The sequence below is a fragment of the Aliidiomarina maris genome, from assembly GCF_003987335.1.
GTDB lineage: Bacteria > Pseudomonadota > Gammaproteobacteria > Enterobacterales > Alteromonadaceae > Aliidiomarina > Aliidiomarina maris.
Genome location: NZ_PIPK01000003.1, coordinates 266,334 through 291,296 on the forward strand (window position 1 = coordinate 266,334; position 24,963 = coordinate 291,296).

Annotated in this window: 20 protein-coding genes; 4 read left to right on the forward strand and 16 right to left on the reverse strand. The window is 51.4% G+C overall.

The window, feature by feature from the left end; translation table 11 throughout:
• Positions 1-16: 16 nt before the first annotated feature.
• The 3 genes from CWE07_RS05430 to CWE07_RS05440 form a co-directional block, all read right to left on the reverse strand.
• Positions 17-1,585, reverse strand: coding sequence for an AbgT family transporter (locus tag CWE07_RS05430; RefSeq protein WP_111568394.1), 1,569 nt, complete (start codon positions 1,583-1,585; stop codon positions 17-19).
• A gap of 98 nt (positions 1,586-1,683) precedes the next feature.
• Entirely contained in the window at positions 1,684-4,122 is a 2,439-nt protein-coding gene (locus tag CWE07_RS05435; protein ID WP_111568393.1) for an efflux RND transporter permease subunit, read from the reverse strand.
• A complete protein-coding gene (locus CWE07_RS05440; RefSeq protein ID WP_111568392.1) occupies positions 4,119-4,634 on the reverse strand; it encodes a DUF3347 domain-containing protein in 516 nt (171 codons plus the stop codon). Before CWE07_RS05440 ends, CWE07_RS05435 begins: the two co-directional genes overlap by 4 nt.
• 550 nt (positions 4,635-5,184) lie before the next feature.
• Between CWE07_RS05440 and CWE07_RS05445 the strand changes: the two genes are divergently transcribed.
• A complete protein-coding gene (locus tag CWE07_RS05445) occupies positions 5,185-7,719 on the forward strand; it encodes a zinc-dependent metalloprotease (protein WP_241974070.1) in 2,535 nt (844 codons plus the stop codon).
• 78 nt (positions 7,720-7,797) lie between these two features.
• Here the strand turns inward: CWE07_RS05445 and CWE07_RS05450 are convergent, their stop codons facing one another.
• The 3 genes from CWE07_RS05450 to ribA all read right to left on the reverse strand — a co-directional run bounded on the left by CWE07_RS05450 (position 7,798) and on the right by ribA (position 11,954).
• Positions 7,798-9,063 carry an Nramp family divalent metal transporter gene (locus CWE07_RS05450; protein ID WP_111568391.1) on the reverse strand — a complete coding sequence of 422 codons (1,266 nt, stop codon included), beginning with the start codon at positions 9,061-9,063 and terminating at the stop codon, positions 7,798-7,800.
• Positions 9,064-9,131: 68 nt separating this feature from the next.
• Positions 9,132-11,237: a M13 family metallopeptidase gene (locus CWE07_RS05455; protein ID WP_111568390.1), complete on the reverse strand. Its 2,106-nt coding sequence runs from the start codon at positions 11,235-11,237 to the stop codon at positions 9,132-9,134.
• 135 nt (positions 11,238-11,372) lie between these two features.
• On the reverse strand, positions 11,373-11,954 hold the full coding sequence (gene ribA / locus CWE07_RS05460) for a GTP cyclohydrolase II (RefSeq protein ID WP_111568389.1): 582 nt from the start codon (positions 11,952-11,954) through the stop codon (positions 11,373-11,375).
• A gap of 250 nt (positions 11,955-12,204) precedes the next feature.
• Here ribA and CWE07_RS05465 point away from each other — a divergent pair, with 250 nt between their 5' ends.
• Positions 12,205-12,834 carry an alpha/beta hydrolase gene (locus tag CWE07_RS05465; protein WP_111568388.1) on the forward strand — a complete coding sequence of 210 codons (630 nt, stop codon included), beginning with the start codon at positions 12,205-12,207 and terminating at the stop codon, positions 12,832-12,834.
• 103 nt (positions 12,835-12,937) lie between these two features.
• Here the strand turns inward: CWE07_RS05465 and CWE07_RS05470 are convergent, their stop codons facing one another.
• The 5 genes from CWE07_RS05470 to CWE07_RS05490 all read right to left on the reverse strand — a co-directional run bounded on the left by CWE07_RS05470 (position 12,938) and on the right by CWE07_RS05490 (position 17,503).
• Positions 12,938-13,840, reverse strand: a complete 903-nt coding sequence (locus CWE07_RS05470) for a LysR family transcriptional regulator (protein WP_111568387.1) — start codon at positions 13,838-13,840, stop codon at positions 12,938-12,940.
• 133 nt (positions 13,841-13,973) lie between these two features.
• The gene (locus CWE07_RS05475) at positions 13,974-16,037 is read right to left on the reverse strand and encodes a TonB-dependent receptor family protein (RefSeq protein WP_241974071.1); all 2,064 of its coding nucleotides are present in this window, start codon (positions 16,035-16,037) and stop codon (positions 13,974-13,976) included.
• A gap of 207 nt (positions 16,038-16,244) precedes the next feature.
• Positions 16,245-16,601, reverse strand: coding sequence for a hypothetical protein (locus tag CWE07_RS05480; RefSeq protein ID WP_111568385.1), 357 nt, complete (start codon positions 16,599-16,601; stop codon positions 16,245-16,247).
• An 86-nt stretch (positions 16,602-16,687) separates the two neighbouring features.
• Positions 16,688-17,074, reverse strand: coding sequence for a hypothetical protein (locus CWE07_RS05485; RefSeq protein ID WP_111568384.1), 387 nt, complete (start codon positions 17,072-17,074; stop codon positions 16,688-16,690).
• Positions 17,075-17,116: 42 nt separating this feature from the next.
• Complete coding sequence (locus tag CWE07_RS05490; protein ID WP_111568383.1) at positions 17,117-17,503, reverse strand: septal ring lytic transglycosylase RlpA family protein; 387 nt, start codon at positions 17,501-17,503, stop codon at positions 17,117-17,119.
• 252 nt (positions 17,504-17,755) lie between these two features.
• Between CWE07_RS05490 and CWE07_RS05495 the strand changes: the two genes are divergently transcribed.
• Complete coding sequence (locus CWE07_RS05495; RefSeq protein WP_111568382.1) at positions 17,756-19,948, forward strand: M3 family metallopeptidase; 2,193 nt, start codon at positions 17,756-17,758, stop codon at positions 19,946-19,948.
• A 63-nt stretch (positions 19,949-20,011) separates the two neighbouring features.
• Here CWE07_RS05495 and CWE07_RS05500 read toward each other — a convergent pair whose 3' ends face one another.
• Complete coding sequence (locus CWE07_RS05500; RefSeq protein WP_111568381.1) at positions 20,012-20,596, reverse strand: GGDEF domain-containing protein; 585 nt, start codon at positions 20,594-20,596, stop codon at positions 20,012-20,014.
• 20 nt (positions 20,597-20,616) lie between these two features.
• Between CWE07_RS05500 and CWE07_RS05505 the strand changes: the two genes are divergently transcribed.
• A complete protein-coding gene (locus CWE07_RS05505; RefSeq protein WP_241974072.1) occupies positions 20,617-21,249 on the forward strand; it encodes a DNA-3-methyladenine glycosylase I in 633 nt (210 codons plus the stop codon).
• Positions 21,250-21,271: 22 nt separating this feature from the next.
• Here CWE07_RS05505 and CWE07_RS05510 read toward each other — a convergent pair whose 3' ends face one another.
• From CWE07_RS05510 to CWE07_RS05525, 4 genes are all read right to left on the reverse strand, one after another.
• Positions 21,272-22,231: a calcium/sodium antiporter gene (locus CWE07_RS05510; protein ID WP_241974073.1), complete on the reverse strand. Its 960-nt coding sequence runs from the start codon at positions 22,229-22,231 to the stop codon at positions 21,272-21,274.
• 30 nt (positions 22,232-22,261) lie between these two features.
• Positions 22,262-22,729, reverse strand: coding sequence for a hypothetical protein (locus CWE07_RS05515; protein ID WP_111568379.1), 468 nt, complete (start codon positions 22,727-22,729; stop codon positions 22,262-22,264).
• Positions 22,730-22,805: 76 nt separating this feature from the next.
• The gene (locus tag CWE07_RS05520; protein WP_111568378.1) at positions 22,806-23,237 is read right to left on the reverse strand and encodes an organic hydroperoxide resistance protein; all 432 of its coding nucleotides are present in this window, start codon (positions 23,235-23,237) and stop codon (positions 22,806-22,808) included.
• 104 nt (positions 23,238-23,341) lie between these two features.
• Positions 23,342-24,565, reverse strand: a complete 1,224-nt coding sequence (locus tag CWE07_RS05525; protein WP_111568377.1) for an MFS transporter — start codon at positions 24,563-24,565, stop codon at positions 23,342-23,344.
• Between the last annotated feature and the right edge of the window lie 398 nt (positions 24,566-24,963).

Genomic DNA, 24,963 nt, shown 5'->3' on the forward strand with positions numbered 1-24,963 from the left:
CTTGCTCGCTAGCTGCCTAAAACCCAAGCGGAATGCCAAAGCTAAAGAAACTCACCAGCAACACTATCCAAACACCTAAAAATGCTAAGGAATAAGGTAGCATCATCGCGATCATGTCGCCAAAAGTAAGTTCAGGTTTATATTTGCGCATAAATGCCAGCACGATACCCGCGTAGCTCATCATTGGGGTAATAATGTTGGTAGCAGAGTCCGCCACACGAAACGCTGCGGTGACTAAATCTGGTGTCATTTGCGGGTTGACCATATACAGCATCGGAATAAATATCGGCCCGAGCAACATCCATTTCGACGTTAACCCACCCACAAAAATATTAATTAACGCGGTGGTCAGCACGAAGCCAATAATCAGCAGCACAGGGAACTGTTGTAAGCCCAGCGAGCTAAGCCCTGTGGCACCTAAATAGGTAATATACGAACCTAAACCAGAGTAAGTCAGCACCCCTAAAAAGTTGTAACAGAAGAACGTCAGTACCAAAATGTAGCCCATGGTGTCCATTTGCTTCACCATTGCACGCACCACGTCCATCATGCTGTTGAAACGACCTGCCGCCACCCCGAAGAACACACCAACCACCAGGAACACAAAGGTAATCAGCAAAATGACATTGTTCAAAAATGGGGTGTGTCGCACGCCGTCGGCGTCTTCATAGGGTGCTAATGGGCCAAGGGCCAGCAACACCAGCGCACCTAGGGCTAACAGCAAACCAATACCGGCCCAACGCAGACCCTTTTGCTCTTCGGGGCTGACATCGAAGTCGGTCAAACTGAGCTCTTCTGGCACCACAAAGCTTTTCTTATTCAGCCGTGGCTGCACGAATTTTAGGGTCACAAAGGCGCCTACCGCGCCGAGCACAAAGGTAGATACCAAAATAAAATAGTAATTCATGGTGGCAGGGGTCAGTGGGTCGCCCTGAGCATTCACGAAAGGCACGCCTTGTGCTTCCGCAAAGATTTGCGCATTGACGCCCAGAATCACGTCAATTGGCGTGGCGGGAATGAGATTAGCGCTAAACCCCGCTGACACCCCTGCGAACGCGGCCGCCATGCCGATCAGTGGGTTCTTGCCTAAACCAGCATAGAGTAAACCCGCCAATGGGATCAGTACCAAGTACCCAGCATCGGTGGCAATTGAGCTCATAATGCCTAAGAACACCAACACCAAGGGCAGCCAGTTGACCGGAATACCACGGCCAATTTTCTTCAAAATCGCGGCAAACATACCGGAGTTTTCCGCGACACCCACACCCAGCATCACGATCAGAATCACCCCTAACACACCACCGCCGAACCCTAGCCAGTTAGCGAGCAAGGCATTATCGAACAGCCAGCGCACGTTCTCTGTCGCCAACATGTTCTGGATGCCATGGGTGATTGGCTCACCGTCGCCACCAAAGGTGGTAAAAGTAACACCGCTGAGCAGCGCGCTGATGACTAGGGCGCCGACCAAAAAAGCAATAAAGATAATCACCGGGTCGGGAATGATCTTACCGGCGCGTTCAACAAAGGCGATAAAGCCTTTTTCCTGTTCTTGAGGTGGCTGTTGGGGGGTGTTCGATTGGCTCACTGTGTTAACTCTCTTTTTGCTATGCGGCTTGGCGCTCACACCACCAAGCCGCTACATCAGCATTCGAGGATATAAAACCACACGCGGTGGGGCAAGGCTTAATCACCTTGCCCTTGTGGCTGACTGCGGTGCCAAGCCCGTTCTTCGCGCCAGCAATACAGCACTGGCACCACAAACATGCTCAGTACCACGAAGGTTAATCCACCCACGGTTGGGATCGCCATCGGGATCATCAAATCAGCGCCGCGCCCGGTTGCTGTTAGCACCGGGAAGAGTGCGAGTATCGTGGTCGCCGAGGTCACCAGCACGTCTTGCATCGCTTCGATGCTGTCACGTTGCTCGCGTTGGTAGCGCACCCGAATCGGATAACGTTCACGCCCTTCGACGCTTGTCGTCACTTGCAAACCGCCAATCGCCGCGCTGATCACCTGCTGCACTTGGTCAACTCGCAAGCCATAGCGCGCCATTTCTTCCCGCTTTAAGTGAATTTCCAGATACGGACTGCCCACCACACGCTCAGCATTGACCGATGCACCGTTCACACCTGGTGCTTCGCGCAAGGCCGCTTCAATCGCCAGAGCCGCTTGCTCCAACGTGGCTAAATCACCGGCTTGGACTTTCACGCCCATTGCCGCACGCATGCCCGTTTGCAGCATTAACTGCCGGGTTTCAATCGGCTGCAATTTCGGCGCTGAGGTCACCCCAGGCACTCGCGCAGCCTCGACAATTGCCTGCCAAATATCGTCGGTGCTTCGAATGTGCTCACGCCATTGGCGATACGGGCGCCCGCGACGGCTTTCGATTAGATTGCCGTGTTCATCACGAGCGAACTCCCCGTCGCTGTCGACGGCGAAGGTTAAGCGGCGACCGTTGTCGTCGGTTTTAAATTCACTTTTATAGTGAATCACGGTTTCTATCATCGACACCGGCGCGGGGTCGAGTGCGGTTTCCGCGCGGCCGATTTTACCGACTACAGATTCCACTTCAGGAATGGCGGCAATGGCGCGGTCTTGTTGGCTCAACACATCCAAAGCCTCACCGATAGATGCGTGGGGCATGGTAGTTGGCATCAACAAAAACGCGCCTTCGTCTAATGGCGGCATAAACTCGCGCCCTAAGCCCGGCACAATTGCAGCACCGAGTGCAACAACCAGTAGCGGCAGTGCAAGGAACAGTGCTTTGAAGCGCAAACACCAGCGCAACGTGCGCTCGTAAAAATGCAGTAGCAGACTAAACCCGCCCACCACAACGGCAAAAATCAACAGCACAAACACCAGAGCCAACACAATGGCTGCCAACAAAACCAAGGTTTTGGTATAGGCGAGCGGGGTAAACAACTTGCCTTCGGCGCCGGTCATGGTGAACACCGGCAGGAAACTGATCACCGTGGTGGCAATGGCTGTGGCCACGGCAGGCGCCACTTCTTTGGTCGCGCGTGCTATCACACCGGTTAAGTCCTGATCCGGCGATTGCCTGCGGTGGCGCAATACATTGTCGGTGACGATAATGCCCATATCGACAATGGTGCCAATGGCGATAGCAATCCCCGCCAGCGCGACAATATTCGCCTCGACGCCCAGTAAGCGCATGCCAATAAATGTCAACAACACCGCTAATGGCAGCATCGTGGCGACACTCAGCGCAGCCCTAAAATGCAACAGCATAATCAACACCACTACGGCCGTGATAATCAACTGCTGACTTAGTGCGTCACTTAAGGTGCCTAGGGTTTCCTGAATTAGAATAGAGCGGTCATAAAATGGCACGACTTCTAACTGACTTAAAGTCATCCAATTTGGCCACTGCTCGCGTGGGTGGTCTTTTAACCACTGGGTCCATGCTTGCTGTGCTTCGTCGGCGAAACCAAAGTTGACACTCGCTACATCCGCCACCCGAATCGGGATATTATTGGACGCTAAACGCACTACGGTTTGCTCAATGTCCTGCAAAGAGCGAATAAAGCCGACACCACGCACCATGTATTCGACACGGTTAATTTCAGTGGTACGCGCGCCCACATCCTGATTTGACTCACGTACCGCATCCATCACTTGTTCAATGGTGACGTTGTAATAACGTAATGCCTCAGGGTCGACATCGATTTGGCCAAGTGCTGTCGCGTCCGGGCCTAAGGTAGGCTGCACGCCGTCAGGTAAGGTACCGGCAGGTAAGCTGCTTAGCTTTTCCAGTAGGCGTGTGCGCGACCAATAAAACTCAACACTGTCATCAAAAATGACTGCAATGCTGGAGAAGCCAAACATCGACAAGGTACGTACGTCTTTTACCCCAGGCACGCCCATCAATGCGACGCTGAGTGGGTAGCTGACCTGGTCATCCACATCCTGTGGCGAGCGCCCTGCCCATTCAGTAAATACAATCTGCTGGTTCTCACCGATATTCGGAATTGCATCCACCGCAATCGGTGAACGCGGCGTGCCAGTGTCCCAGTTGAACGGCGCCACCGAGATGCCGGCGCCAATGATCACTAGGATGAGCAGCGCTACAATGAGTTTGTTCGTTAGCAGCCATCGAATCATTCGCCATGCCCCCCTGCAGCCCCTTCAAGCGCACCGCGCATACTACCGCAACGCAACATTTGGCTACCAAAATATGGGTTTAACAAGCTGTCTTCCTGCTGCAACCAGTAGGCACCGGCGTCATCGCGAGCCATCGGGCAGAACATCAGGTACAAGGTGCCCTCGTGGTACCCGCTATGGGCTAAGGCAATCACCGCTTGCGAATGGGCATAAAAATGGTCGCGCGCACGAACAATGTCATTCACGTGATGGGCATGACCTGCACCTTGGTTGAGGTGGCTCTCAATCTCAGCGGCATGCTGCGGCCATTGCACCCCTGCCACGGCATCGTAAAACAGCGGCGTCGCTTTGGGCGGCAAACTCTCGACGCTATCGGTTGGCGCCATCCAATTGTCATCAAACGACGGACGGTAACTGGCGCACGCAGTCGCGCCCCAGATAGCTATAAATATTACAAGGCACACCCGGCGAAATGGCCGGACAGCCGAGCAAGCTGATGTTTGAATAAACATGAAGTATCTCCTGAATCAATTCACACGCAGGCACATAAGCTCCTGCGACACGGGCATTCGATTCAGGCGATATTAGGTGGCGGTGTCGGTTGTAGATTGAAGTGTTGGTAGCGAGCTACAACAAAAGCGACAGCAATTTGCCGCCCCTTGGAGGTCACAGCATGTGTCTTGCTGCTTCTCGTGCTGAGTGTCGTGGCAGTCCGCTTTGCTGGTAGTGGCTTCAACGACCGGCTGGTGCTCGCCGTGACTTATGGATGGCCACGGCGTAGCCGCTGAGACAGGCAGCAGCATGACGGTAAACATAAGTAGTGTTAAAAACAGGCGTTGAATAAGCACTTTGGTTAACCACGCATCAAGATACGTTCATTGTACACATACTAGCGACTAACGATCTAGACAAGTTTAACCACACCGTCGAAGATAGCATGCCACATTTTATTACATTTTAGCGCAACGGTTGGCTCGCAAACTGCGATACACTCGAGCCGACATTTAGTTTAACCAACACATTATAACGAGTCGATTAAACGACGATTAATAGGGATACACTATGGCAACCACCAGATTTATGGCGCGCAAGTCAACCCTTGCCAGCCTAATAGCCATGAGCTTAATGCTCTCACCTGCCTTTGCCGAAGAAGCAGAAAGTGAAGAAGCCGCAGAGAAAGGCTACGCCGAACTCATCGCTGATCTTGCAGCTCAAGAAGGCTTGTTTAATTTTTATCGCAACACCGACAGCGGCGAAACTATGCTGTCGTTGCGTGAAGAGCAACTGAATACACCGTTTATTTATCACGCCCAAACCATGGACGGCGTGGTAGAAGCTGGCCACTTCCGTGGTAATTTCCGTGATACGCGCTTGATTGAGTTCCGTCGTCATTTCAACCGCATTGAAGTGGTCACCTGGAACCCGCGTTTTGTATTTGATGAAAATAACCCATTAAGCCGCGCTGCAGAAGCCAACCGCAGTGAAGCCGTATTAGCGGTGTTAGACATTGAAGCCGATGACAATGGCCGCGTGTTGTTAAAAGCAGATCCACTGTTCAAGAGCCAGGCGTTACATCGAATTGCGCCGTGGGCCAACCCGAATCAATCGGGGCCACGTTTTTCTCTCGGCCAACTAAGTGCCGACCGTTCACGCATTGCCCGCGAGCGCGTGTATGACAACAACATGGACGTCGTAGTTGACTACGTATTCTTAAATGAAGAGCCGGTGGTATTTGGTTCAGCCGCTATCGCTGACCCACGTTCAATTACCATTAGTTTACAGCACTCCTTTATTGAAATGCCTGACAACGACTATCAACCACGTCGCGACGACCCGCGTGTTGGCTATTTCACCCAAGAATTTGACCAAATGACCAACCCAGAATGGGCACCATGGGGTGATGTCATCAACCGCTGGAACCTGGTTAAACAAGACCCAAATGCAGCCTTGTCTGAGCCTGTTGAGCCTATCGTTTGGTGGATAGAAAACACTACCCCACACGAATGGCGCGATGCGATTCGCCAAGGCGTGGAAGATTGGAATATTGCCTTTGAAGCAGCCGGTTTCAAAAACGCGTTAGTGGTTAAAGTGCAGCCTGACGACGCCGAATGGGACGCCGGTGACGTGAATTACAACGTATTACGCTGGACGTCATCACCGCGCCCGCCCTTTGGTGGCTATGGACCTTCTTTGGCAAACCCGATGACCGGCGAGCTAATCAGTTCAAACATTATGCTTGAGTTCGTCTTTATGTCGAACCGCTGGACTTTAGGCGAACTTTTCTCGAACGGTGCTGCACTCGGCGATTACCACAACTTTGATGACGCGCACATGTATTGCAGCCACGGCCACGAAGTGCAAATGGGTCACATGTTAGGTCGTTTAGCCTCAGACCAGCGCATGTACGACGACATTGAAAACGACCCGATTTTAGTCCAGGCATTACGCCATTTGATTATGCATGAAGTGGGTCACACTTTAGGTTTGAACCACAACATGAAATCTCATGGTTTATGGGACAACGAGCAGGTGCATGACGCCGCATTAACCCAAGGTGTGATTGCCGGCTCAGTGATGGACTATAACCCAGTTAACATTGCGCCAGTTGGTAAAGCTCAAGGCGATTATTACAGCTATAAGCCAGGCCCTTACGACTTGTGGGCAATTGAGTATGGCTATTCACCAGCCCTTGATGATGCTGACGCAGAAGAAGCACGTTTACAGCAAATCTTAAGCCGTTCTCATGAGCGTGAGTTAGCCTTCGGCAATGACGCTGATGATATGCGCGCGCCAGGTCGCCATATCGACCCGCGCATTATGACTGGTGCGATGAGCTCTGACCCTGTGGCCTATGCCATTGACCGTTGGGACCTAGTCAACCATGAGTTTGGTGAGCTGCTGGACAAAGGCCGTGAAGACGGTCAATCGCACCAACGCGTGCTGACCAGCGCTAACATGCTGTTTGGTCAGTATGCCGGCCAAGCAACTGTGGTCAGTCGTTATATTGGTGGTGTGTATGTTGAGCGCGCTTACGTCGGCCAAACCAACGATGTACGCCCGTATACACCTGTACCACGCGACACCCAACGTCAAGCTATGCAAGCGTTAAACAACTATGTGTTTGCCGCAGATACGCTGGAAAGCATGCAGCCAGTATTGGCTTACATGCAGCAGCAACGCCGTGGTTTTAATCACTGGGGTAATAACGAAGACCCGCGTCCGCATCAGATGATTCTGAACATGCAACGTAACGTGTTTAACCATATCTTGCATGAGAACGTGTTGCTGCGTTTGTCTGACACAGCGATGTACGGCAACGAGTACAGCTTGACCGATATGCTGGGCGACTTAACTGGTGGTGTGTTTAACGGCACCCACACAACAGTGAGTCAAAACCTGCAAATCGAGTACGTCAATCGCCTAATCGGTATCGCTGGTTTAGAGGGTGGTTCTGGCTACGACAACTTAAGCCAAGCGGCAGCGGTTGGCCAGTTACGCCGTATCCGTAACATGAGCGCTCCGCGCCGTGCCGGCGACTCTGTCAGCAACCACTATGGTTACTTGCACTTGTTAATTGACCGCGCATTCGAAGCGTAAGCGCGACGTTAGTTAGTTTAAAAGCCAGCCCGAGTTCATCGCGGTTGGCTTTTTTAATACCTTAAGTGATGCCCCCTGTTATGCGCCAAGGGCCAGCCAAATACTGCGTGCGCCCAGTGCGATAGCAATCACCAAGACGATGCCGCCGCGCACATTTTGCCAGCGATGATTCGCAAACACGCCCATTTGGCGATGGTTCACTGCTAACAATAGAAAGCCGGTGATAAATGGAAGTAAAATGCCATTCGCGACCTGTGCAAACATGATCAACGTGACCGGTTGCACACCTAGCGAAGCTATCACCATACCGACGATAATAATGCTTAGCCAGGTTAAGCGAAATGGCCAGCCACGCATGTCGCTCGACCAACCCATCACCCCCGTCAAGGCGTAAGCCGATGCTAACGGCGCGGTCACCGCAGACGACACGCCCGCGGCCAATAGGCCAATCGCCATTAAATAGGTAGCGGCAACACCAAACACAGGCTCCAGCCCACGCGCTAAATCGGCAGCGCCGGTGATGGTGCCCGGTTGATTAAAAAATGCAGCGGCAGCGCTAGATAATATAGCCAGGGTTACGAGGCCACCCAGAGGAATCGAGGTGCGAGTATCGGCACGCGCTTGCTGCAAATGCGCGCGTACAATGTCAGTGCTCTGCGGGTGACGCTGTGGCCAGCGTTTTGCCGCGCTAGCTGCGTGTAAAAACAGGGCATAGGGCACAACCGTCGTGCCAATTAATGCCATCGTCGTCAGTGCACCACCAGACGGAATGGCAGGCAGCACCAGCCCTCGTGCCATTGCGGTAAGATCAGGACGGGTTAATACAAAGGTGGTGATAAACGCCAAGGACATCAACACCACCAATCCAATCAAGATCTTTTCAATACGCTGGTAATAGCCGCCCCATAAAATGGCGATGGCTAGCAACCCAATGATAAGCGCCCATGGGTTTAACCCCAATTGCTGGCGAAACCACGCTACCCACGCCGTGTCTTGCCAAATGCCCTGCGCGCCCATACTCGCGCCCGTCAGGTTACCGCCTTGAAAGGCGCTGTTGCCAATCACGACTGCAGCCACGACTAATCCGATAAAGCCAACCTTCAAACTCGGGTGCTTGACCACATTGCGTAGCGCTTCACCGAGCCCTGCGCCTGTCACTACCCCCACACGTGCCGCCATTTCTTGCAGCACCATAGTGGCGGCAATTGCAAACACCAGCGCCCACAGCAGCGCATAGCCAAATTGCGCGCCAGCCATGGACGCAGTTACCACAGTGCCGGGGCCAATAAAGGCTGCCGCAACTAAAGTTGCCGGGCCAAAACGAAACCAAGTACGAAATGCCATTAATCGCTCATAAAAAAAGGGACCTGAAGTCCCTTTTTACATGCTTGTTGCTGCTTTACAAGGCAAATTTACCAGATGCGCACGCGCTCTTCTGGTGGAATGTACATGCCATCGCCTTCTTGCACATCAAACGCTTCATAGAACGCATCGACGTTACGTGGTGCGCCCATCGCACGGTATTTACCCGGCGCATGTGGGCCACGGGCAATTTGCTCCCGCATGGCATCATCACGCATCTTAATTTTCCAGATTTGACCCCAGCTTAAGAAGAAGCGTTGCTCGCCAGTGTAACCATCAATCACTGGCGAATCTTCCCCTTCCAGCGACTTTTGATACGCACGGAAAGCTGTAGTTAAACCGACTAAATCGCCGATGTTTTCACCAAGTGCAACTTGGCCGTCAATGTTCAAACCTTCAAGCGGCTCGTAACTATTGAACTGATCCACCAGCACCTGCGCACGCCCATCGAATTGCTCGCGGTCGGCATCAGTCCACCAATTTTGCAAGTTACCGTCGCCATCATAACGTGAACCTTGGTCGTCAAAACCATGACCAATTTCATGTCCAATGACCGCACCGATACCACCATAATTGACCGCATCGTCAGCATTCATATCAAAAAATGGCGGTTGCAAAATACCCGCAGGGAATACGATTTCATTTGCAGTTGGGCTGTAGTAAGCATTCACCGTCTGTGGTGTCATGCCCCACTCTTCGCGGTCAACTGGCTCACCAATGCGGCTGGTCATATCACGATACGACCATGCAGCAGCGCGTTTGGTGTTGCCGACCAGATCGTCTGCAAAAATTTCCAACTCGCTATAGTCTTCCCATTGATTCGGGTAACCAATTTTCGGAGTGAACTTGCTCAGCTTATCCAGCGCTTGCTCTTTAGTCTCGTCGCTCATCCATTCAAGATCATTGATTGAATCTTCAAAAGCTGCGAGCAAGTTGTCAATCAGCTCTTCCATCCGCGCTTTGGCTTCAGGTGGGAAGTAACGCTCAACGTATTCTTCGCCAAGCGCTTCGCCAAGTACACCGTTGGTGGCTTGCACAGCGCGTTTCCAACGCTCTTGCTGCTCTGGCACACCGCTTAGGGTGGTTTGGTAGAAATCAAAGTTCAGATCCGCAAACTCACTGCTTAAGCGCGACGCAAAGGTGCTTAACGTGCGCAGTTGCATGTAATCTTGCCAGGTCTGTAATTCGGTATCGGCAAATACTTCGCCAAATGCTTCAAAGTATGATGGCATGCGCACAATCATTTCGCTGGCGGCTTCAAGCTCTGCTTGCGAAGCAAACAAGCTATAGTTGAACTCACCCAACAACTCATCCAGCTCTTCTTTGCTCATTTTGTTATAAGTCGCTTCCGCGTCACGGCTTTCGGCACGGGTCCAGTGTGCTTCTGCCAAACGCTCTTCCAACGCATAAATGCGCTCAGCCGCACTTTCAGCGTCATCGTGACCGGCTGCGCTTAGCATATCGGCAATATAGCTTTTATATTTTTCGCGAATTTCGGCGAAATCTTCTGAGTCACGGAAATAGTAATCGCGGTCCGGTAAGCCCAAGCCGCTTTGGCTCATATACAATGCGTTGTAATCCGGGTTACGCGCATCTGCCCACACGTAGTAGCCAAATGGACCACCCACACCACGCAAACGTAGTTGCGCCATAGTTGCGGTTAGTTGCTCGTGGTTGCTGACCCCAGAAATCATATCCAGCTCTTGCTGAATTGGGCTAACGCCAAGCTCTTCAATGCGGTCGGTGTCCATAAAGCTAGCGTAGAAGTCGCCTAACTTTTGCTCATTGGAACCATGCTCAGCCCCTTCGGTAGCGGCCGCATCTTCAATAATACCGCGTAAACGCAGCTCATTTTCTTCAGCTAAAATGCGAAACGCACCATAGCTCGACATATCACTTGGAATTTCGGTGTTGTCATACCAAGCGCCGTTCACGTAACGAAATAAGTCGTCTTGTGGGCGTGTAGTGCGATCGTAATCTTCCAGGAATAAGCCAGATTGCAGATTTGCTTGCTCTGTCGCTTGCTCTGCGCTGCTGCGTTGTTCACGCTCTGCAGTACGCGTATCGTCAGACGCTGGGCTACAAGCAGCCAGGCCAAGTGCCATTGCTACACCAGCAGCAATTAATGTCACAGGTTTTAAAGTACGGTTTGCCATGGGTATTTAAGTCCTCACGCGAAGCGTTATTAATCATCATTAATATTAGCGCATTCAGTGTATGCCGCACGCGCAAGGACTGCAAATAGCGAGGTGGGGTAGCAGGCCAACTGACCTGCTTTAAATTGTAAGCAATTACAACAAATGACCAAATTTCTTGGTTTTAGTGTCCAAATAATGCTGGTTGTGCGGCGACGCATCGACTTTATGCGGCACGCGCTCTATCACGTTAATCCCAGCGTCCAATAATGACTTTAACTTGTCAGGGTTATTGGTCAGTAAGCGGATTTGCTTCACCTGCAATGCCTCAAGCATGGCTGCGGCCACGTTGTAGTCACGCGCGTCCGGTAAAAAGCCCAAAATCTCGTTGGCTTCAACGGTGTCTAAGCCTTTATCTTGCTCGGCATAGGCGCGTAGCTTATTAATCAAGCCAATACCACGGCCTTCCTGACGTAGATACACAATAATACCGCGCTTTTCAGCCGCTATTTTCTGCATCGCTGCTTCCAGCTGCGGACCACAATCGCAACGCTGGCTAAATAGTGCGTCGCCGGTCAGGCACTCCGAATGCACACGCGCTAACACGGGCTGTCCATCGGCGTAATCACCCATCGCCAGCGCCACGTGTTCCTGGCCTGACGGGGTTTCAAACCCAATTAATTCAAACTCACCAAACGGTGTCGGAAGTTTTGTTTTTGCTGCAATTTTAACTTGCATCGTATTCACTCAATTGACTAAGTTTCGAGAACCAACTGCCCAAGGGCACCCGAGCCACCGTTGGCGGCAGATATCAGCAAGTGTACCAAGGCTGTCAAGCCTTGCGCTACACCCGTTCATAATACCACGAAGTGTAGAACCAGAGGGTTTAAAAATCCCGATTAGAGCAAGCTGCGTATTAGAAAGGTATATGACGAGGTATAACTCGTTTTGCTTGCCACTCTAAGCCATCGACAACAGGAACTTGCGAATGCTGCAACCTATCGCCAAATTAAGCGCCGCTTTATGCGCCCTTCTACTTGCTGCGTGCTCTCCCACCAGTGCGTTAAACACCGTAGTGCCTTCTGGTAGTTACCATAAAGTGGATGACATTGCCTATGGCGAACATGCGCGCCAAACCATGGACGTGTATCTTCCCAGCGACGGACCGTTAAAACAAGCCGTGATGGTGTTTGTCTACGGCGGTTCATGGGAAGACGGCGACAAGCAAGACTTTGAGTTTATTGGTCAAGCCTTTGCCCGTTTAGGCTACGTAACTGTCGTACCGAATTACCGCGTGTATCCTGACGTAGAGTTTCCTGATTTCATTCACGACATCGCCAAGGCCTTGGCTATGCTGCCAGAGCAATTTGAGCGTGCCGATATACGTCAGCACTTACCCGAGCAGCAGTGCGTAAGTGGCAGACAAGTTATCTTAGCTGGGCACTCAGCAGGTGCGCACACCGCCGCCTTAATTGCCACCGACCCTCAGTATTTAGCGGAGCAACAAGCTGAGGTTGAACTACTCGCCTTGATCGGCTTGGCCGGCCCTTATGATTTACCGTTAGAACATGAGCGAGTAAAAGACAAATTTACCCGCGTCGTCGCCACGTTGATTTAGTCGCTAGTCTTGCCAGCCCGCTGCGGTTTTGGACACCTGCTTACGGCGATATCCAGGACTTTCTTGAAAGCCAGGGACTTGATAGAACCTGTGACTAACTGGGTCAGCTCTGCTGGTTTAAACGCGTAAATGCCTGCTCTATTGCCTCCATCGCTGCTGATATTTTGGCTGGGTGCGGGGCTTTGTGCGTGGTTACAGCAAAAATATTGAGTTTCGCAATCTCGATGTCAGGCATGACTCGCACCAAGCGCCCTGCAGCGACTGCACTGCGTACTTCTGGCTCAGGTAAGATAGCCACGCCGAGGCCATCCAAGGTTAGTTGAGTTAAGGTTTGCATATTGTTGACTTTGACCTGAGCAGGCAAAAAGCCAATCGCTTCATCGTCCACATTCTGATGCACCATGCGCGTGTGTTTTTCAGCTTGGCTGGCGAACGTGCCTTGCAGTAACGGGTCTTGAGGGTCGATGCCTCTGGCCAGTAAGTAGTCGCGCGATGCATAGACCATCATGTCCCAGCTGCCCACATGGCGAGCAATCAATGACGAATCAGGTAAAGCGCCCGGCGCTACCCGCAACGCAATATCAATGCGCTGCGCCACCATATCGATATGGTCGTCCGACACAATGAGGTCAAGCTTTAGTTGCTCATAGGACGTTAATAAATGCTGTAATGGCTGACTGAGGATACCGCTACCGGCAAAGCCAACGGGGGCAAATAAACGCAATGCCCCTTGAGGCTGTTGTTTAAACATATCGAGGTCGCGCTCTGCTTCCGTCATGCGCTGCAACACGCCGGTGCTATGGCGAAAAAACACTTCACCTGCTTCCGTGAGCGTTAATTTGCGCGTGTTGCGGTGCAGCAAGTTTACCTCAAGCTCTTGTTCAAGCTTGCGAATTTGTTGGCTAACACCCGAGGTACTGATACCTAATGTGACTGCCGCACGCGACATCGACCCGAGTTCCACGGTTTTGACATAAATGCGCATAGCTTTAATCGCTGATTTCATCACGTACGCCCTTTTATCAAATCATTTAGCTTGGTATCACTGTGCCAACTTAGGTTGCAGGCGTTAGGTTGTAAGCCAAGCCGAGTGAAAAAAAAGCTCTGCATTTGCAGAGCTCTTCATTGCATGCCTCAGATTAGAAGCGGTAGCGCACACCGACTTCAAACGAACGCTCTGGCCCCACATAAATACCTTGGCGCAGGCCAGCGATGTAGTCCTTGTCCGTTAAGTTCTTAATTGAACCAAACACGGTCATTTGCGACGTCACTGCGTACTGTGTGGTAATGTCATACACAGTGTACGATGGCAGTAAGCCGCCCCAGATGCCGCCGCCAGCGCCCGCAGGAATGTCGACCTGGTTGCTCGGGTCACCGAATTGCTCGCCACGGTGATGGGCAATAAAGCTGGTGGTTAAGTTCTCAAAGTTGTAGTTCAGCGCCAGGTTGGCGGTCAACTTTGGCGCGTAAGGCAAACGGTTGCCCGCGAATTCGCCGCTTTGGAACTCTGATTTTGGTACCCAGGTCGCATTGGCATCGATATCAAAGCCGCGACCTAGGTCATAACCCAGTAAGAATTCCATGCCGTAGTGTTCGGTTTCACCGCCGTTTGACTGCGATAAATTCGGATCGGTGTTTCCGGTCACGACTTGGTTACCGAAGTCCATGTAGAACGCCGCAACTTCATAGCGCAAGCGATCGAGGCTACCACGCACACCTAATTCAAAGTTATTAGAACGCTCACCGTCTAAGTTTTGGTCCATCAGCCCGTCAAGTGCGACGCCGTTGGTGGCAGGTGAGAACGCACGGTACACGCCGCCGTAAAACTGCGTCGCAGGGTTGGCATCAAAGGTAAAGCCGACACCCGGCAAATATTCGGTATTGCTGGTTTTTGCCGTCGCGTTGCTATCAGTTAATACCACCTGCGATTGCTGATACGACTCTACGCGAATACCAGGTGTTACTGATAAACGATCGGTTAAACCAACACGGGTTTGCGCATGCACCGCGTAACTGTCTGCCGAGTCAATGCGGTGACGGTCGTTCAAACCCGTGCGGTCTTGCTCACGAGTAGCGCGAATACGGCGGTCGTCTGATTCTTCGGTCATATAACGGAAGCCGATTTCTGAACTGGCGACCAAACCAAACAAATCGTTATCGAACAATAATCGCGACTCCACGCCAAAGCGTTCGAATGAACGGTTATTACCCACTAAGTTATCGGTGTATACCCAGCGACCTGCAGCTTCTGATGCCGCCGTGTCAACGTCATAACGCCAGTAGTCACGGCTTACGTCACTCCAGTACACCAGGGTTTTCAGCGTCATGCTTGGGCTGATAATCAGTTCATGGTTGGCGTCAAATGCCACGCGATCTTGCAAATAATAGTCGTCAGGCGCTGGGTTATAGCGCTCGCCCGCTAAATAGGCGTCCAGGAACAAACCGCGGTAAGAAATATTGGCGTCATTCTCATGGTAAGAGAACTTCATGCCAATCCGTTGGTTATCAGAAATGCGCGCGCCAGTTTTGAACATGACGTCGTTCATTTCGTAGCCTTTGTCCATAAAGCCGTCACTTTGCGCGTGGGTAAAGATAACCCCACCAAATGCGTCGCCAGACTGAGTACGATTACCCGCTTCGACAGTGACTTCGCGCATATCAAACGAACCTACACGCGCGGCTAATGCAACGCCGTCATCCGGTGTTTTGGTTTGGTAGTTCACTACGCCACCAATGGTGGAAGGGCCATAACGCAACGACGATGAGCCTTTCAAGATTTCAATGCCAGCCATGCGCTGTACGCGAGGGTTGTAGTAACGGTCATTACCGATGAACAAACCAGGTGCGACAGGTACGCCATCTTCAAGGATTAACGACTTTGACTCGCTGGCAGACAAGCCGCGTAAACCGAAGTTAGCAACGACTGACGTTTCTTCCTCACTTTTTACATTAATACCAGGAATGCGGCGCAGCATGTCTTCAGTAGATAGCGGTTGAATGCGCGCAATGTCTTGCTCGGTAACTAGCACGACAGAGCCAGTTTCATCAAAGCGATGTGCCGCGGTTTGCCCTTTGACACTGATGACTTCAATGCTTGGCATCAATGGATGGTTGGCGTCAGGTTGCGGATCGCTGGCTTGGTCTTGAGCATGAGCGGCTAACGGTAACGTCGCCAGAAGAATGCTAAAAGATAACTTGGACATGCGCGTCTGCATAACTACTCCTGAAAAAATCATTGTCGATATTTTTGATGCGGCGACTTTACATGACAATGAGAATCAGTGTCAATAGCAAATAGGAATAATTATCATTTGTTTCAACAACAGATTTTTTAAACGCTTTAGCTTCGCGTTTAGCGAGCGCAAAAAAGCCAGCCTTGAAGGCTGGCTTTGTCATTCAACTGCGATGGATTAGCAGTTACGGTCGATTTCATCACCCATGTCGTCAAACATGTCACCGAGCTCGTCGCCCCACTCGCGCATTTGTTCGCGCCATGTGTTGTCGCCACGGTCAGCTTCTAAGTTGTCTGTATGTTCGTTCCATTCATCGCGCAGCTCTTCATAGCTCGACAGGCAAATACTGCCACGTTCGCGCGCGTCACGCAGTTCTGAACGGATATCATTATACAGTTGCTCAGTGCGCTCACTGGTGGCGTCCCAGCCACTTTCGGCACGTTCTTCCTGACGCTCAGTACAAGCAGCGGTGAGCAATGCGGCACAAGCTAAAGCACCAAGTTTCAAACTTAATCCCGATCCTTGCTGTTTCATCGTTGACCTCTTCATTTCAAATGTGTGTAAACACGATAAGCTTGGTAGAGGTCAGCTATTTGTCAATTTGAATGCCGCGAAATAACCTAAAATTTACGTCTGCGTTTGAATTTCATCAGCACAATCGCGGTTGCCATTGAGACCATAAACATCACCAGCCACTGCACCAAAGGCCCAAATAACCACACCAAGTTTTGTTCAGTTACGCGCCCTGACTGCGCCGCTTGCAGGGTGAAATAAACCCCGAGCAGTACGGTGCTAAGCGCCATACAAAAGCCGCTGATGCGTTGGTTGAGATTACGTGCCGACAGGTTCTGCATACTCAGGTAGACGTAGGGCGAGGTGGCCCACAGGCAAGTAAGGTAAAGCATGATAGAGGCCAGGCTACCTGACTGTTGGATTAGCAGCCATGGGGTTAGCACCGCACTAATCAACGACAAAGTAATACCTAAACGTTGTAATACCAGCTGCATGCTTTGACCTCTTCACACCATCTCAGGGGGTATTCTACCACGTCACTCAATGACCTCAATACGCACCCGCACCAAGCCTTGGCTGGTATCTGCAATGTGGCTGAATGACGAGCGCGACAAGTCGATGATGCGGCCTTGAATGAAAGGCCCGCGATCATTAATTCTTACCACCGTGCTTTTGCCATTGTCCAGATTAGTCACCCGTACACGTGAGTTAAACGGTAATGTTTTGTGGGCGGCAGTGCTCGCCATTTGATTAAAACGCTCACCGTTCGCGGTTTGACGAAATTGGTACTTCATCGCGTAGTACGAAGCGACCCCAGTTTCAGTAAAGCCGACTCGGCTGGTATTGGCAGGCGGCGTGGTTGAGCAGGCGCTTAGCGCAAACACGCTCAAGCAAACCAAAAGTATCGGAAGTTGGTGTTTCATTCGGTATCACATGTTGAAAAGTTAATATTTAGGCGCTGCGTAGTGTAGAGAAAATACCGTCGCGACTAAACTTGGTTTACGCTAATTTAACGCAGTGGAACCACCGTTTACCGCGCTCACGCGTAGAAAAACTTGTGTCTAAGTAAAGAATCGTGGAAAGTGTTGGGGCTTTTGTAGTAGCTGATTCTAAGTTCCAGCTCCGCTGGCGTGAGTTTGGTGCTACTGCGTTAACTCTATTGTAGGAATTATTCCATGTTCAAAAGAAGTGTCATCGGCGTTGCTGTCGTAGCAGCATTAACCTTGAGTGCCTGTTCTGAACCGGCCACAGACGCCACCAACCAAGGAAACGCGAGCGTGCAGCAAGACCAGGCTGAAAACGCACAACACGATCAATTTGCTGCCAGCAACCCGTTTGCTCAGCCTTCTGCGTTACAGTATGAAGCGCCGGATTTCCGCATTATTGAAGACAGCCATTTTATGCCAGCATTCGAGCGCGGCATGCAAGAGCACGCAGCTGAGATTCAAGCGATTATCCAAAACCCTGAAGACCCAACGTTTGAAAACACGATTGTCGCCATGGAGCGCAGTGGTGCGTTATTAACTCGGGTTTCACGCGTATTTTCAAACCTAAGCGGCACCGACAGTAACGAAGAACGTCGCCGCCTACAGCGCGAACTGTCACCTAAATTATCAGCGCATTCAGACGACATTAACCTGAACCCAGCTTTGTTTGAGCGTGTTGAAGCGATTTACAACCAACGTGATGAACTTGATCTTGACGCTGAGTCAGACCGTTTGCTGGAAGTCTATTACAACCGTTTCGTGCGTGCAGGTGCAACCTTAACTGACGAACAGCGCCAGCAAATCCGTGCGTTGAACGAAGAGCATGCACGCTTGACCACCCAGTTCTCACAAAACCAGTTGGCAATTACCCGTGATATCGCGGTAGTAGTTGATTCGGAAGAAGAGCTTGATGGTTTGTCTGACAGCCAAATCCGTTCAGCACGCAATGCAGCTCAAGCCGCTGGTCACGAAGGCAAGTACTTGCTCAGCATTACCAACACCACACGTCAGCCTATTTTAACCTCACTGAACAACCGTGAATTGCGTCAGCGCGTTTGGGAAGCTTCGGCGTTCCGTGGCACCTCAGGTGAATACGACAACCGCCCTATCGTCAGCCGCTTAACCCAAATTCGTGCAGAGCGCGCGCAGCTTCTTGGTTACAGCAACTGGGCTGAGTACCAATTGCAGAACACCATGGCTGAAACCCCTGACAACGTGCTTGAAATGCTCACCAGCATGGTACCAGCGGTGGTTGAAAATACCCGCGCTGAGCAAGCCAACATTCAGGCGATGATTGAGCAAGAAGGCGGTGACTACGAAGTTCAGCCGTGGGATTGGGAATTCTACGCAGAAAAAGTACGCCAAGAATTGTATGACATGGACGAAAGCGAAGTGCGTGAATACTTCGAGTTCAACCGCGTATTACATGACGGCGTGTTCTACACCATGAACCGTTTATACGGCATTACTTTTGAGCGCCGTGAAGACTTACCAGCCTACCACGAAGACGTTGAAGTGTATGAAGTATTCGACCACGACGGCACCAGCTTAGCGATTTTCTATGCCGACTACTTTGCCCGCGAAGGCAAACGTGGCGGTGCATGGATGAGCTCGTTTGTTGGTCAATCACACTTACTGGAGCAAAAACCAGTGGTGGTGAATGTGATGAACATTCCTAAAGGCCCAGACGGCGAGCCTACCCTGATTTCATATGACCATGTCACCACCATGTTCCACGAGCTTGGCCATGGTATCCACGGCATGTTCTCAAACGTCAACTACCCAACCTTAGCCGGTACTTCGGTATCACGCGATTTCGTTGAGTTCCCGTCAACGTTTGAAGAAGATTGGGCGGCTTACCCAGACGTATTAGCAAACTATGCTAAGCACTACGAAACGGGCGAGCCAATTCCACAAGAATTACTCGACAAAGTGCTTGAGTCGCGCAGCTTTAACCAAGGTTTCGATACCCTTGAGTACATTGCCGCTTCATTCCTCGACATGGAATGGCACATGTTAAGCGCCGATGCAGGCGAGCAAGACGTTGAAGAATTTGAAGCAGCGGCCCTTGCTAAATACGGTGTCGATTTACCAGCCGTACCACCGCGTTATAAGTCAACGTACTTCAACCATTCAATTGGTGGCGGCTACTCAGCTGGTTACTACGCGTATATGTGGAGTGAAATCTTGGCGGCTGACGCGTTTGCTTATGTGCAAAGCAAAGGTGGCTTAACGCGCGAAAACGGCGATATCTACCGTCGCAATATTTTAGAAGTTGGTAACTCGCGTCCACCAATGGACTCATATATTGAGTTCCGTGGCCAAGAGCCAACTACCGACGCGTTACTGATCCGTCGTGGTTTGAAAACTCGCGTTGATTAAGCGCTCAGTACAACACGACTTATAGTCATCCAGAAGCCTCTACCTAAACCGTAGGGGCTTTTTTTATATCTCCCAACTGAGTGCGTGCTTGGATGGTTTTACCGCAGTGTACATACGCCACTGGTCGCGCCCTGCGCGCTTGGCTTGATACAGGGTTTCATCCGCTTGCTGGATCAGTTGCCCAAGCGCCAAGTGCGTGCCTTTAAAGTGTGTCGCTCCCACGCTGGCGGTCACATGAAAGCGCTGACCGGCGTAGAAATATGGCTGTAAGCGCGCCGCATGAATCAACTTGTCGTAGTAATCGGCTAACGCTTCGGGGCTCACGCCGTACAAACAAATTAAAAACTCTTCGCCACCGATCCGCCCCACTACGTCGGACCCACGTACTAAATCACTCAGCATGCGCCCAAAAGATTTAAGCACGTGAGCACCAGCACCATGGCCGAGGTTGAGCAATCCAGGTAGCGCATCGAAGGTGGCTAATTGGCGTAAATCACGCTGCAGTTGATGAATGCGAAACACCATATTCACCAACTGCCATGTCACCAGCGGGGCGACAATTGCAGTAACCAGAGCAGACAAAGCTAACGCCAAATACCATGACCTCACCGGTAGTTGCCAAAATCCGAGCGCTTGCAGCGAGGCCATACTCGTAGCTGCCACTATCAGTGAAAGAAGCACCAGCGGTGCAAGCGCGCTTGCCGAAAGTGGCTTCCGCGCAGCAACTTGCCGAGCTTGGCGACGACCGTTATTTAGCGACTATCACCAAGTGTGTGTTTCGCGCTGGGTTTGTATGGCGCATAATCGAAGCCAAATGGGATGGTTTTGAGGCCGCATTTAGTGGCTTTGTACCGCTGTATTGGCAGCAAGTGCCGCCTGAACGTTTGGAAGACTTAGCCCGCGACGAGCGCATTGTGCGCAATATGCAAAAAATTGCCACCGTACCACGTAATGCCATGATGATAGTCGATGCCAGTGAAGCCCATGGTAGCTTCGGCCAGTTCTTAGCCAACTGGCCCGCTGACGATCAAGTCGGCTTGCTGCTATGGCTAAAAAAGCATGGGGCACGATTGGGCGGCGCCAGCGCCCAATATTTTTTGCGCATGGTGGGTTGGGACGGATTTATTTTATCGCCGGACGTCGTCGCAGCACTGCAAAACCACCAGTTGATGGATGCGACGCCTGGCAGCCAAAAGGCGCTTAAACAGGCCCAAAGCGTATTTAACCAATGGCATCAGCAAACCCAACTGCCTTACGCCCATTTATCGCGGATTCTTTCGATGTCTATCGACGCCCGCTAATGTTACCCACCGCAGATACCAGTTACACGACGGTGAAACTTAACCACATATATACAATGTAGCCCGCCAATAAGGCCGCCCCTTCCAGGCGGCTTAAGCGTTTACCGGTGAGTAAGAAGAGTAATGCCACCAGGGTAACCCCTAGCATGACCCATTGATCAAAGCTGATAATGCGCGCCGCCATAGGCAATGGCTGCAGTAGGGCAGAAATACCGAGGATGCCCAGAATATTAAAAATGTTACTGCCTAAAATATTGCCGATCGCCACATCCGCATGTCGCCTTAGCGCCGCTAGCACTGAAATCGACAATTCCGGTAAGGATGTGCCCACAGCCACCAGCGACAAACCAATTAACGCTTCCGAGACGCCAAAATGTTGCGCAATGCCGACCGCCCCTGATAGAAGTACCTGGGAGCCGATAATCAAGCAAGCTAAACCTGCGACAATAAAAAGCACAATATATAAGGTTCGCTGCGGCTTGCGCGTCACTTCAGAAGCCTCCGCAGCATGTAACTGTGCGGACGCTAACTCACCTTGCCGTTCGGTGCGATATGCCCAAATTAAATAACTAATCAGCGCGGCAAGTAAGATAAACGCGTCCAGACGATTTAATGCGCTACCCCAAGCGAGAACCACCACCAATAACGTGGCAAGCAGCATCATCAGGCCGTCGCGACGCAATGCTTCGGGCTTTGCTGCTAACGGCGTAATGAGTGCGCATAAGCCAAGTATGAGCAGTAAATTACCAATATTACTGCCAATCACGTTACCCACCGCAATGTCTGGCTGCTGATTAATTGCTGCGTCGATAGATACCACAAGTTCAGGTGCTGACGTACCAAAACCCACGATCACCAAGCCCGCTAATAACGCAGAGATACCAAGGCGTTCTGCCGCGCCCAATGCACCTTTAATCAGTGCTTCACCACCAAGGGTTAATAACCCAATACCTAAAGCAACACTTAAAACATATATCAGCATGAATTTTTATCTTTGTTGTCGACATGGGCCTTATGCGCGTGGAGCAGGCCGTTTGATCAGTTCGAAAAACACGCCGTCCCATGTCATGTAGCCACGAGTTTCATTCACTTTTATAAAGGTTGTTGCCGGTGTTTGCCAGTCATTATCACAGCTTACATGCAATAAAGTGACCATAGGGCCTTCAATATCGAGCTGTTCAAAGCGCACGCGGTAAAGGGTATAAAATTCACGTTGATCGAGCTCTGCCTCGCTATAACTTGGCTGCTCACAGCGCTCGCCTGCATATTCCGCGTAATCGGGGGTGTATAGCACACTTTGTCCCAGCCAATCTTCAGCTTGTTCTGCACTCATCGCACTCACGGCTGGAAAGCGGGTGTCACTGACTTGCCAGCTTCCTTCGTACCAAGGGGTTGTCGCCGCGCTACACGCGGTGAGTGCCAATACCGCGGCGCATACACCTAGGCTACGTCGCACTCGTTGAAAAATTTGCTTATCCATAAATGCTCCTGGCTAACTTATTGTTGCTCATACAAGAAAGCCCGCGAATTTGCGGGCTTCTAAATCCAACTACGGGTTACTCAACAAGATTCAGTTCTACTTCAATATTGTCGCGAGTGGCATTTGAATACGGGCATACCTTATGCGCGCTATCGACCAACTTTTTGGCGTCATCCTTGCTCATGCCAGGCAACGTGATATCCATTGCTACGGCAATACAAAAGCCTTGTTCAATGGGGCCGAAGCTCACGTGAGCATCAATTTTTGCGTCTTTAGGTACTTTGAGGTCCATTTTACCAGCTACTGCTTTCATCGCCCCGAGGAAGCATGCCGAGTAACCCGCTGCAAACAATTGCTCAGGGTTAGTACCTTGACCGCCATCGCCGCCCATTTCTTTTGGCGTCGATAAGGAAACCTTAAGACGGCCATCGTCAGACGCTGATTCACCGACACGACCACCTTGGGTAGAGACATGGGCTGTGTATACTTTCTCTTTCAACTTATGCATTGAGCACTCCTAGTTAAAACAAGTAGTTAAGACTAGCTTAACCAACACGACCCTTTCAGTTTGGACCCCACATCGCATATGCGCAAGGTGACTTTAAGGTAACTTTACGCTTTGCTGTGCGCCAGCCCTTCAGGCTGCTCGTGACGGTCTAACCACACCGCCAGATAGAAAATACCTAGACCACAGAGCGCCAAACCTGCACCCACTAAGCCACTACTTGACCAACTTAACCCAGCGCTAATCGCAAGCCCAGCTAGCCAAGCGCCAATCGCGTTTGCACCATTAAATGCGGCATGGTTGAGCGACGCCGCCATAGTTTGTGCTTCACCCGCAACGTCCATCAAACGCGTTTGCAACGAAGGTGCGAGCGCAATACAGGTGCCCATCAAGCCCACAAACAATAGCCCGCTCCAGACATGATTCGCCGCGAAGAAGAACAAACTTTGCACCACCACGCACCACACCAATGTCAGTGGAATGGCGCGCATCAGGTTAATATCCGCAGCCCGGCCGCCGACTAAGTTACCAATAATTGAACCGACGCCAAATACCACCAGTACCAAAGGACCTAAGTGCTCCGGCATACCCGCCTGCTCAGTTAACGTGGGCATGACATAGCTAAATACCGCGAACATACCGCCACAACCAATGCACGCCACTGCAACCGTCATTAACACCCGTTGGTTAAGTAGTGCACTGAGCTCTTTAAGCGGGCTTGCACCCGCTTGCTTCGGTTGGGTAGGCACCCAAAGATAAATCAGCGCACTGGTGAGTAATGCAATTACGCCGACTCCAGCAAATGCAACTTGCCAACCATATACACCACCGGCCCATGTGCCTAATGGCGCGCCAATCAATATCGCAACTGCCAGACCAAGCATCACCCGCGACACCGCCTGTGCCCTCTGGTCATGGGGCACCGCCGCAGCGGCCACCAACGCAGCCACACCAAAATAAGCGCCATGAGGCAAACCCGCGATAAACCGCAGCGCCACAAATGACCAAAAGTCAGGCGCCATTGCGCTGGCCAAATTACCGAATGCAAACACCAACATGAGGACAATTAAGAGCAGGCGCTTTGGCACTTTGGCGGCAAACGCGGAAATTAACGGTGCCCCCACCACAACCCCTAGCGCATAGCTACTAATGGCATACCCCACCTGCGGCACACTGACAGCAAGATCAGTGGCGACATTGTTCATCAGCCCCATAATCACAAATTCGCTGGTGCCAATACCGAAACCACCTAATGCTAAGGCAAATTCAGCTAAACGTGGGTGACGAGGCGTTGGTGTGGGTATAGGTTTGGGGCTGGGGTTCGACTGCATTCGAATTCCTTGACTACACGTAAAGTACTGTGTTTGAAACAACGCATTGAAAGCGCGTGTATTCTAACAAAGCGCAGGCAGGCCGTGTGTTAATTAAATGCGAATTCGAGGTTAAATTTTGGCGCTATTCACAATCAACCAAATTGTTGGTTAATCGCTTCACTCAGTTCAGCCGACGGGTCGCCGCCCTCGCCCACCGGCGCCATCACCTGCCAAAATAGCTCGTGGTTGTCATTACGCGCCCATGAGGCGTTCGGTTCAAAAGGCTTGGGTGACTGCTCCCCGCCCTAAGCGCTAATGCGCCACGGGCGAGGCTTCCAACTTCTCAGGCAGCAACTGGTACGTGACCAGATTGACGCTTGCCTCCATTGGCAGAGACCGACAGACCTGCGGCCTTT

Coding starts and splice junctions, on each gene's coding strand:
- CWE07_RS05475 (WP_241974071.1), bottom strand. CDS start 16,037: ATGTCCAAGTTATCTTTTAGCATTCTTCTGGCGACGTTACCGTTAGCC.
- CWE07_RS05470 (WP_111568387.1), bottom strand. CDS start 13,840: ATGAAATCAGCGATTAAAGCTATGCGCATTTATGTCAAAACCGTGGAA.
- CWE07_RS05500 (WP_111568381.1), bottom strand. CDS start 20,596: ATGGCCTCGCTGCAAGCGCTCGGATTTTGGCAACTACCGGTGAGGTCA.
- CWE07_RS05435 (WP_111568393.1), bottom strand. CDS start 4,122: ATGATTCGATGGCTGCTAACGAACAAACTCATTGTAGCGCTGCTCATC.
- CWE07_RS05480 (WP_111568385.1), bottom strand. CDS start 16,601: ATGAAACAGCAAGGATCGGGATTAAGTTTGAAACTTGGTGCTTTAGCT.
- CWE07_RS05440 (WP_111568392.1), bottom strand. CDS start 4,634: ATGTTTATTCAAACATCAGCTTGCTCGGCTGTCCGGCCATTTCGCCGG.
- CWE07_RS05450 (WP_111568391.1), bottom strand. CDS start 9,063: ATGGCATTTCGTACTTGGTTTCGTTTTGGCCCGGCAACTTTAGTTGCG.
- CWE07_RS05515 (WP_111568379.1), bottom strand. CDS start 22,729: ATGGATAAGCAAATTTTTCAACGAGTGCGACGTAGCCTAGGTGTATGC.
- CWE07_RS05455 (WP_111568390.1), bottom strand. CDS start 11,237: ATGGCAAACCGTACTTTAAAACCTGTGACATTAATTGCTGCTGGTGTA.
- CWE07_RS05465 (WP_111568388.1), top strand. CDS start 12,205: ATGCTGCAACCTATCGCCAAATTAAGCGCCGCTTTATGCGCCCTTCTA.
- CWE07_RS05510 (WP_241974073.1), bottom strand. CDS start 22,231: ATGCTGATATATGTTTTAAGTGTTGCTTTAGGTATTGGGTTATTAACC.
- CWE07_RS05525 (WP_111568377.1), bottom strand. CDS start 24,565: ATGCAGTCGAACCCCAGCCCCAAACCTATACCCACACCAACGCCTCGT.
- CWE07_RS05520 (WP_111568378.1), bottom strand. CDS start 23,237: ATGCATAAGTTGAAAGAGAAAGTATACACAGCCCATGTCTCTACCCAA.
- CWE07_RS05490 (WP_111568383.1), bottom strand. CDS start 17,503: ATGAAACACCAACTTCCGATACTTTTGGTTTGCTTGAGCGTGTTTGCG.
- CWE07_RS05445 (WP_241974070.1), top strand. CDS start 5,185: ATGGCAACCACCAGATTTATGGCGCGCAAGTCAACCCTTGCCAGCCTA.
- CWE07_RS05495 (WP_111568382.1), top strand. CDS start 17,756: ATGTTCAAAAGAAGTGTCATCGGCGTTGCTGTCGTAGCAGCATTAACC.
- CWE07_RS05485 (WP_111568384.1), bottom strand. CDS start 17,074: ATGCAGCTGGTATTACAACGTTTAGGTATTACTTTGTCGTTGATTAGT.
- ribA (WP_111568389.1), bottom strand. CDS start 11,954: ATGCAAGTTAAAATTGCAGCAAAAACAAAACTTCCGACACCGTTTGGT.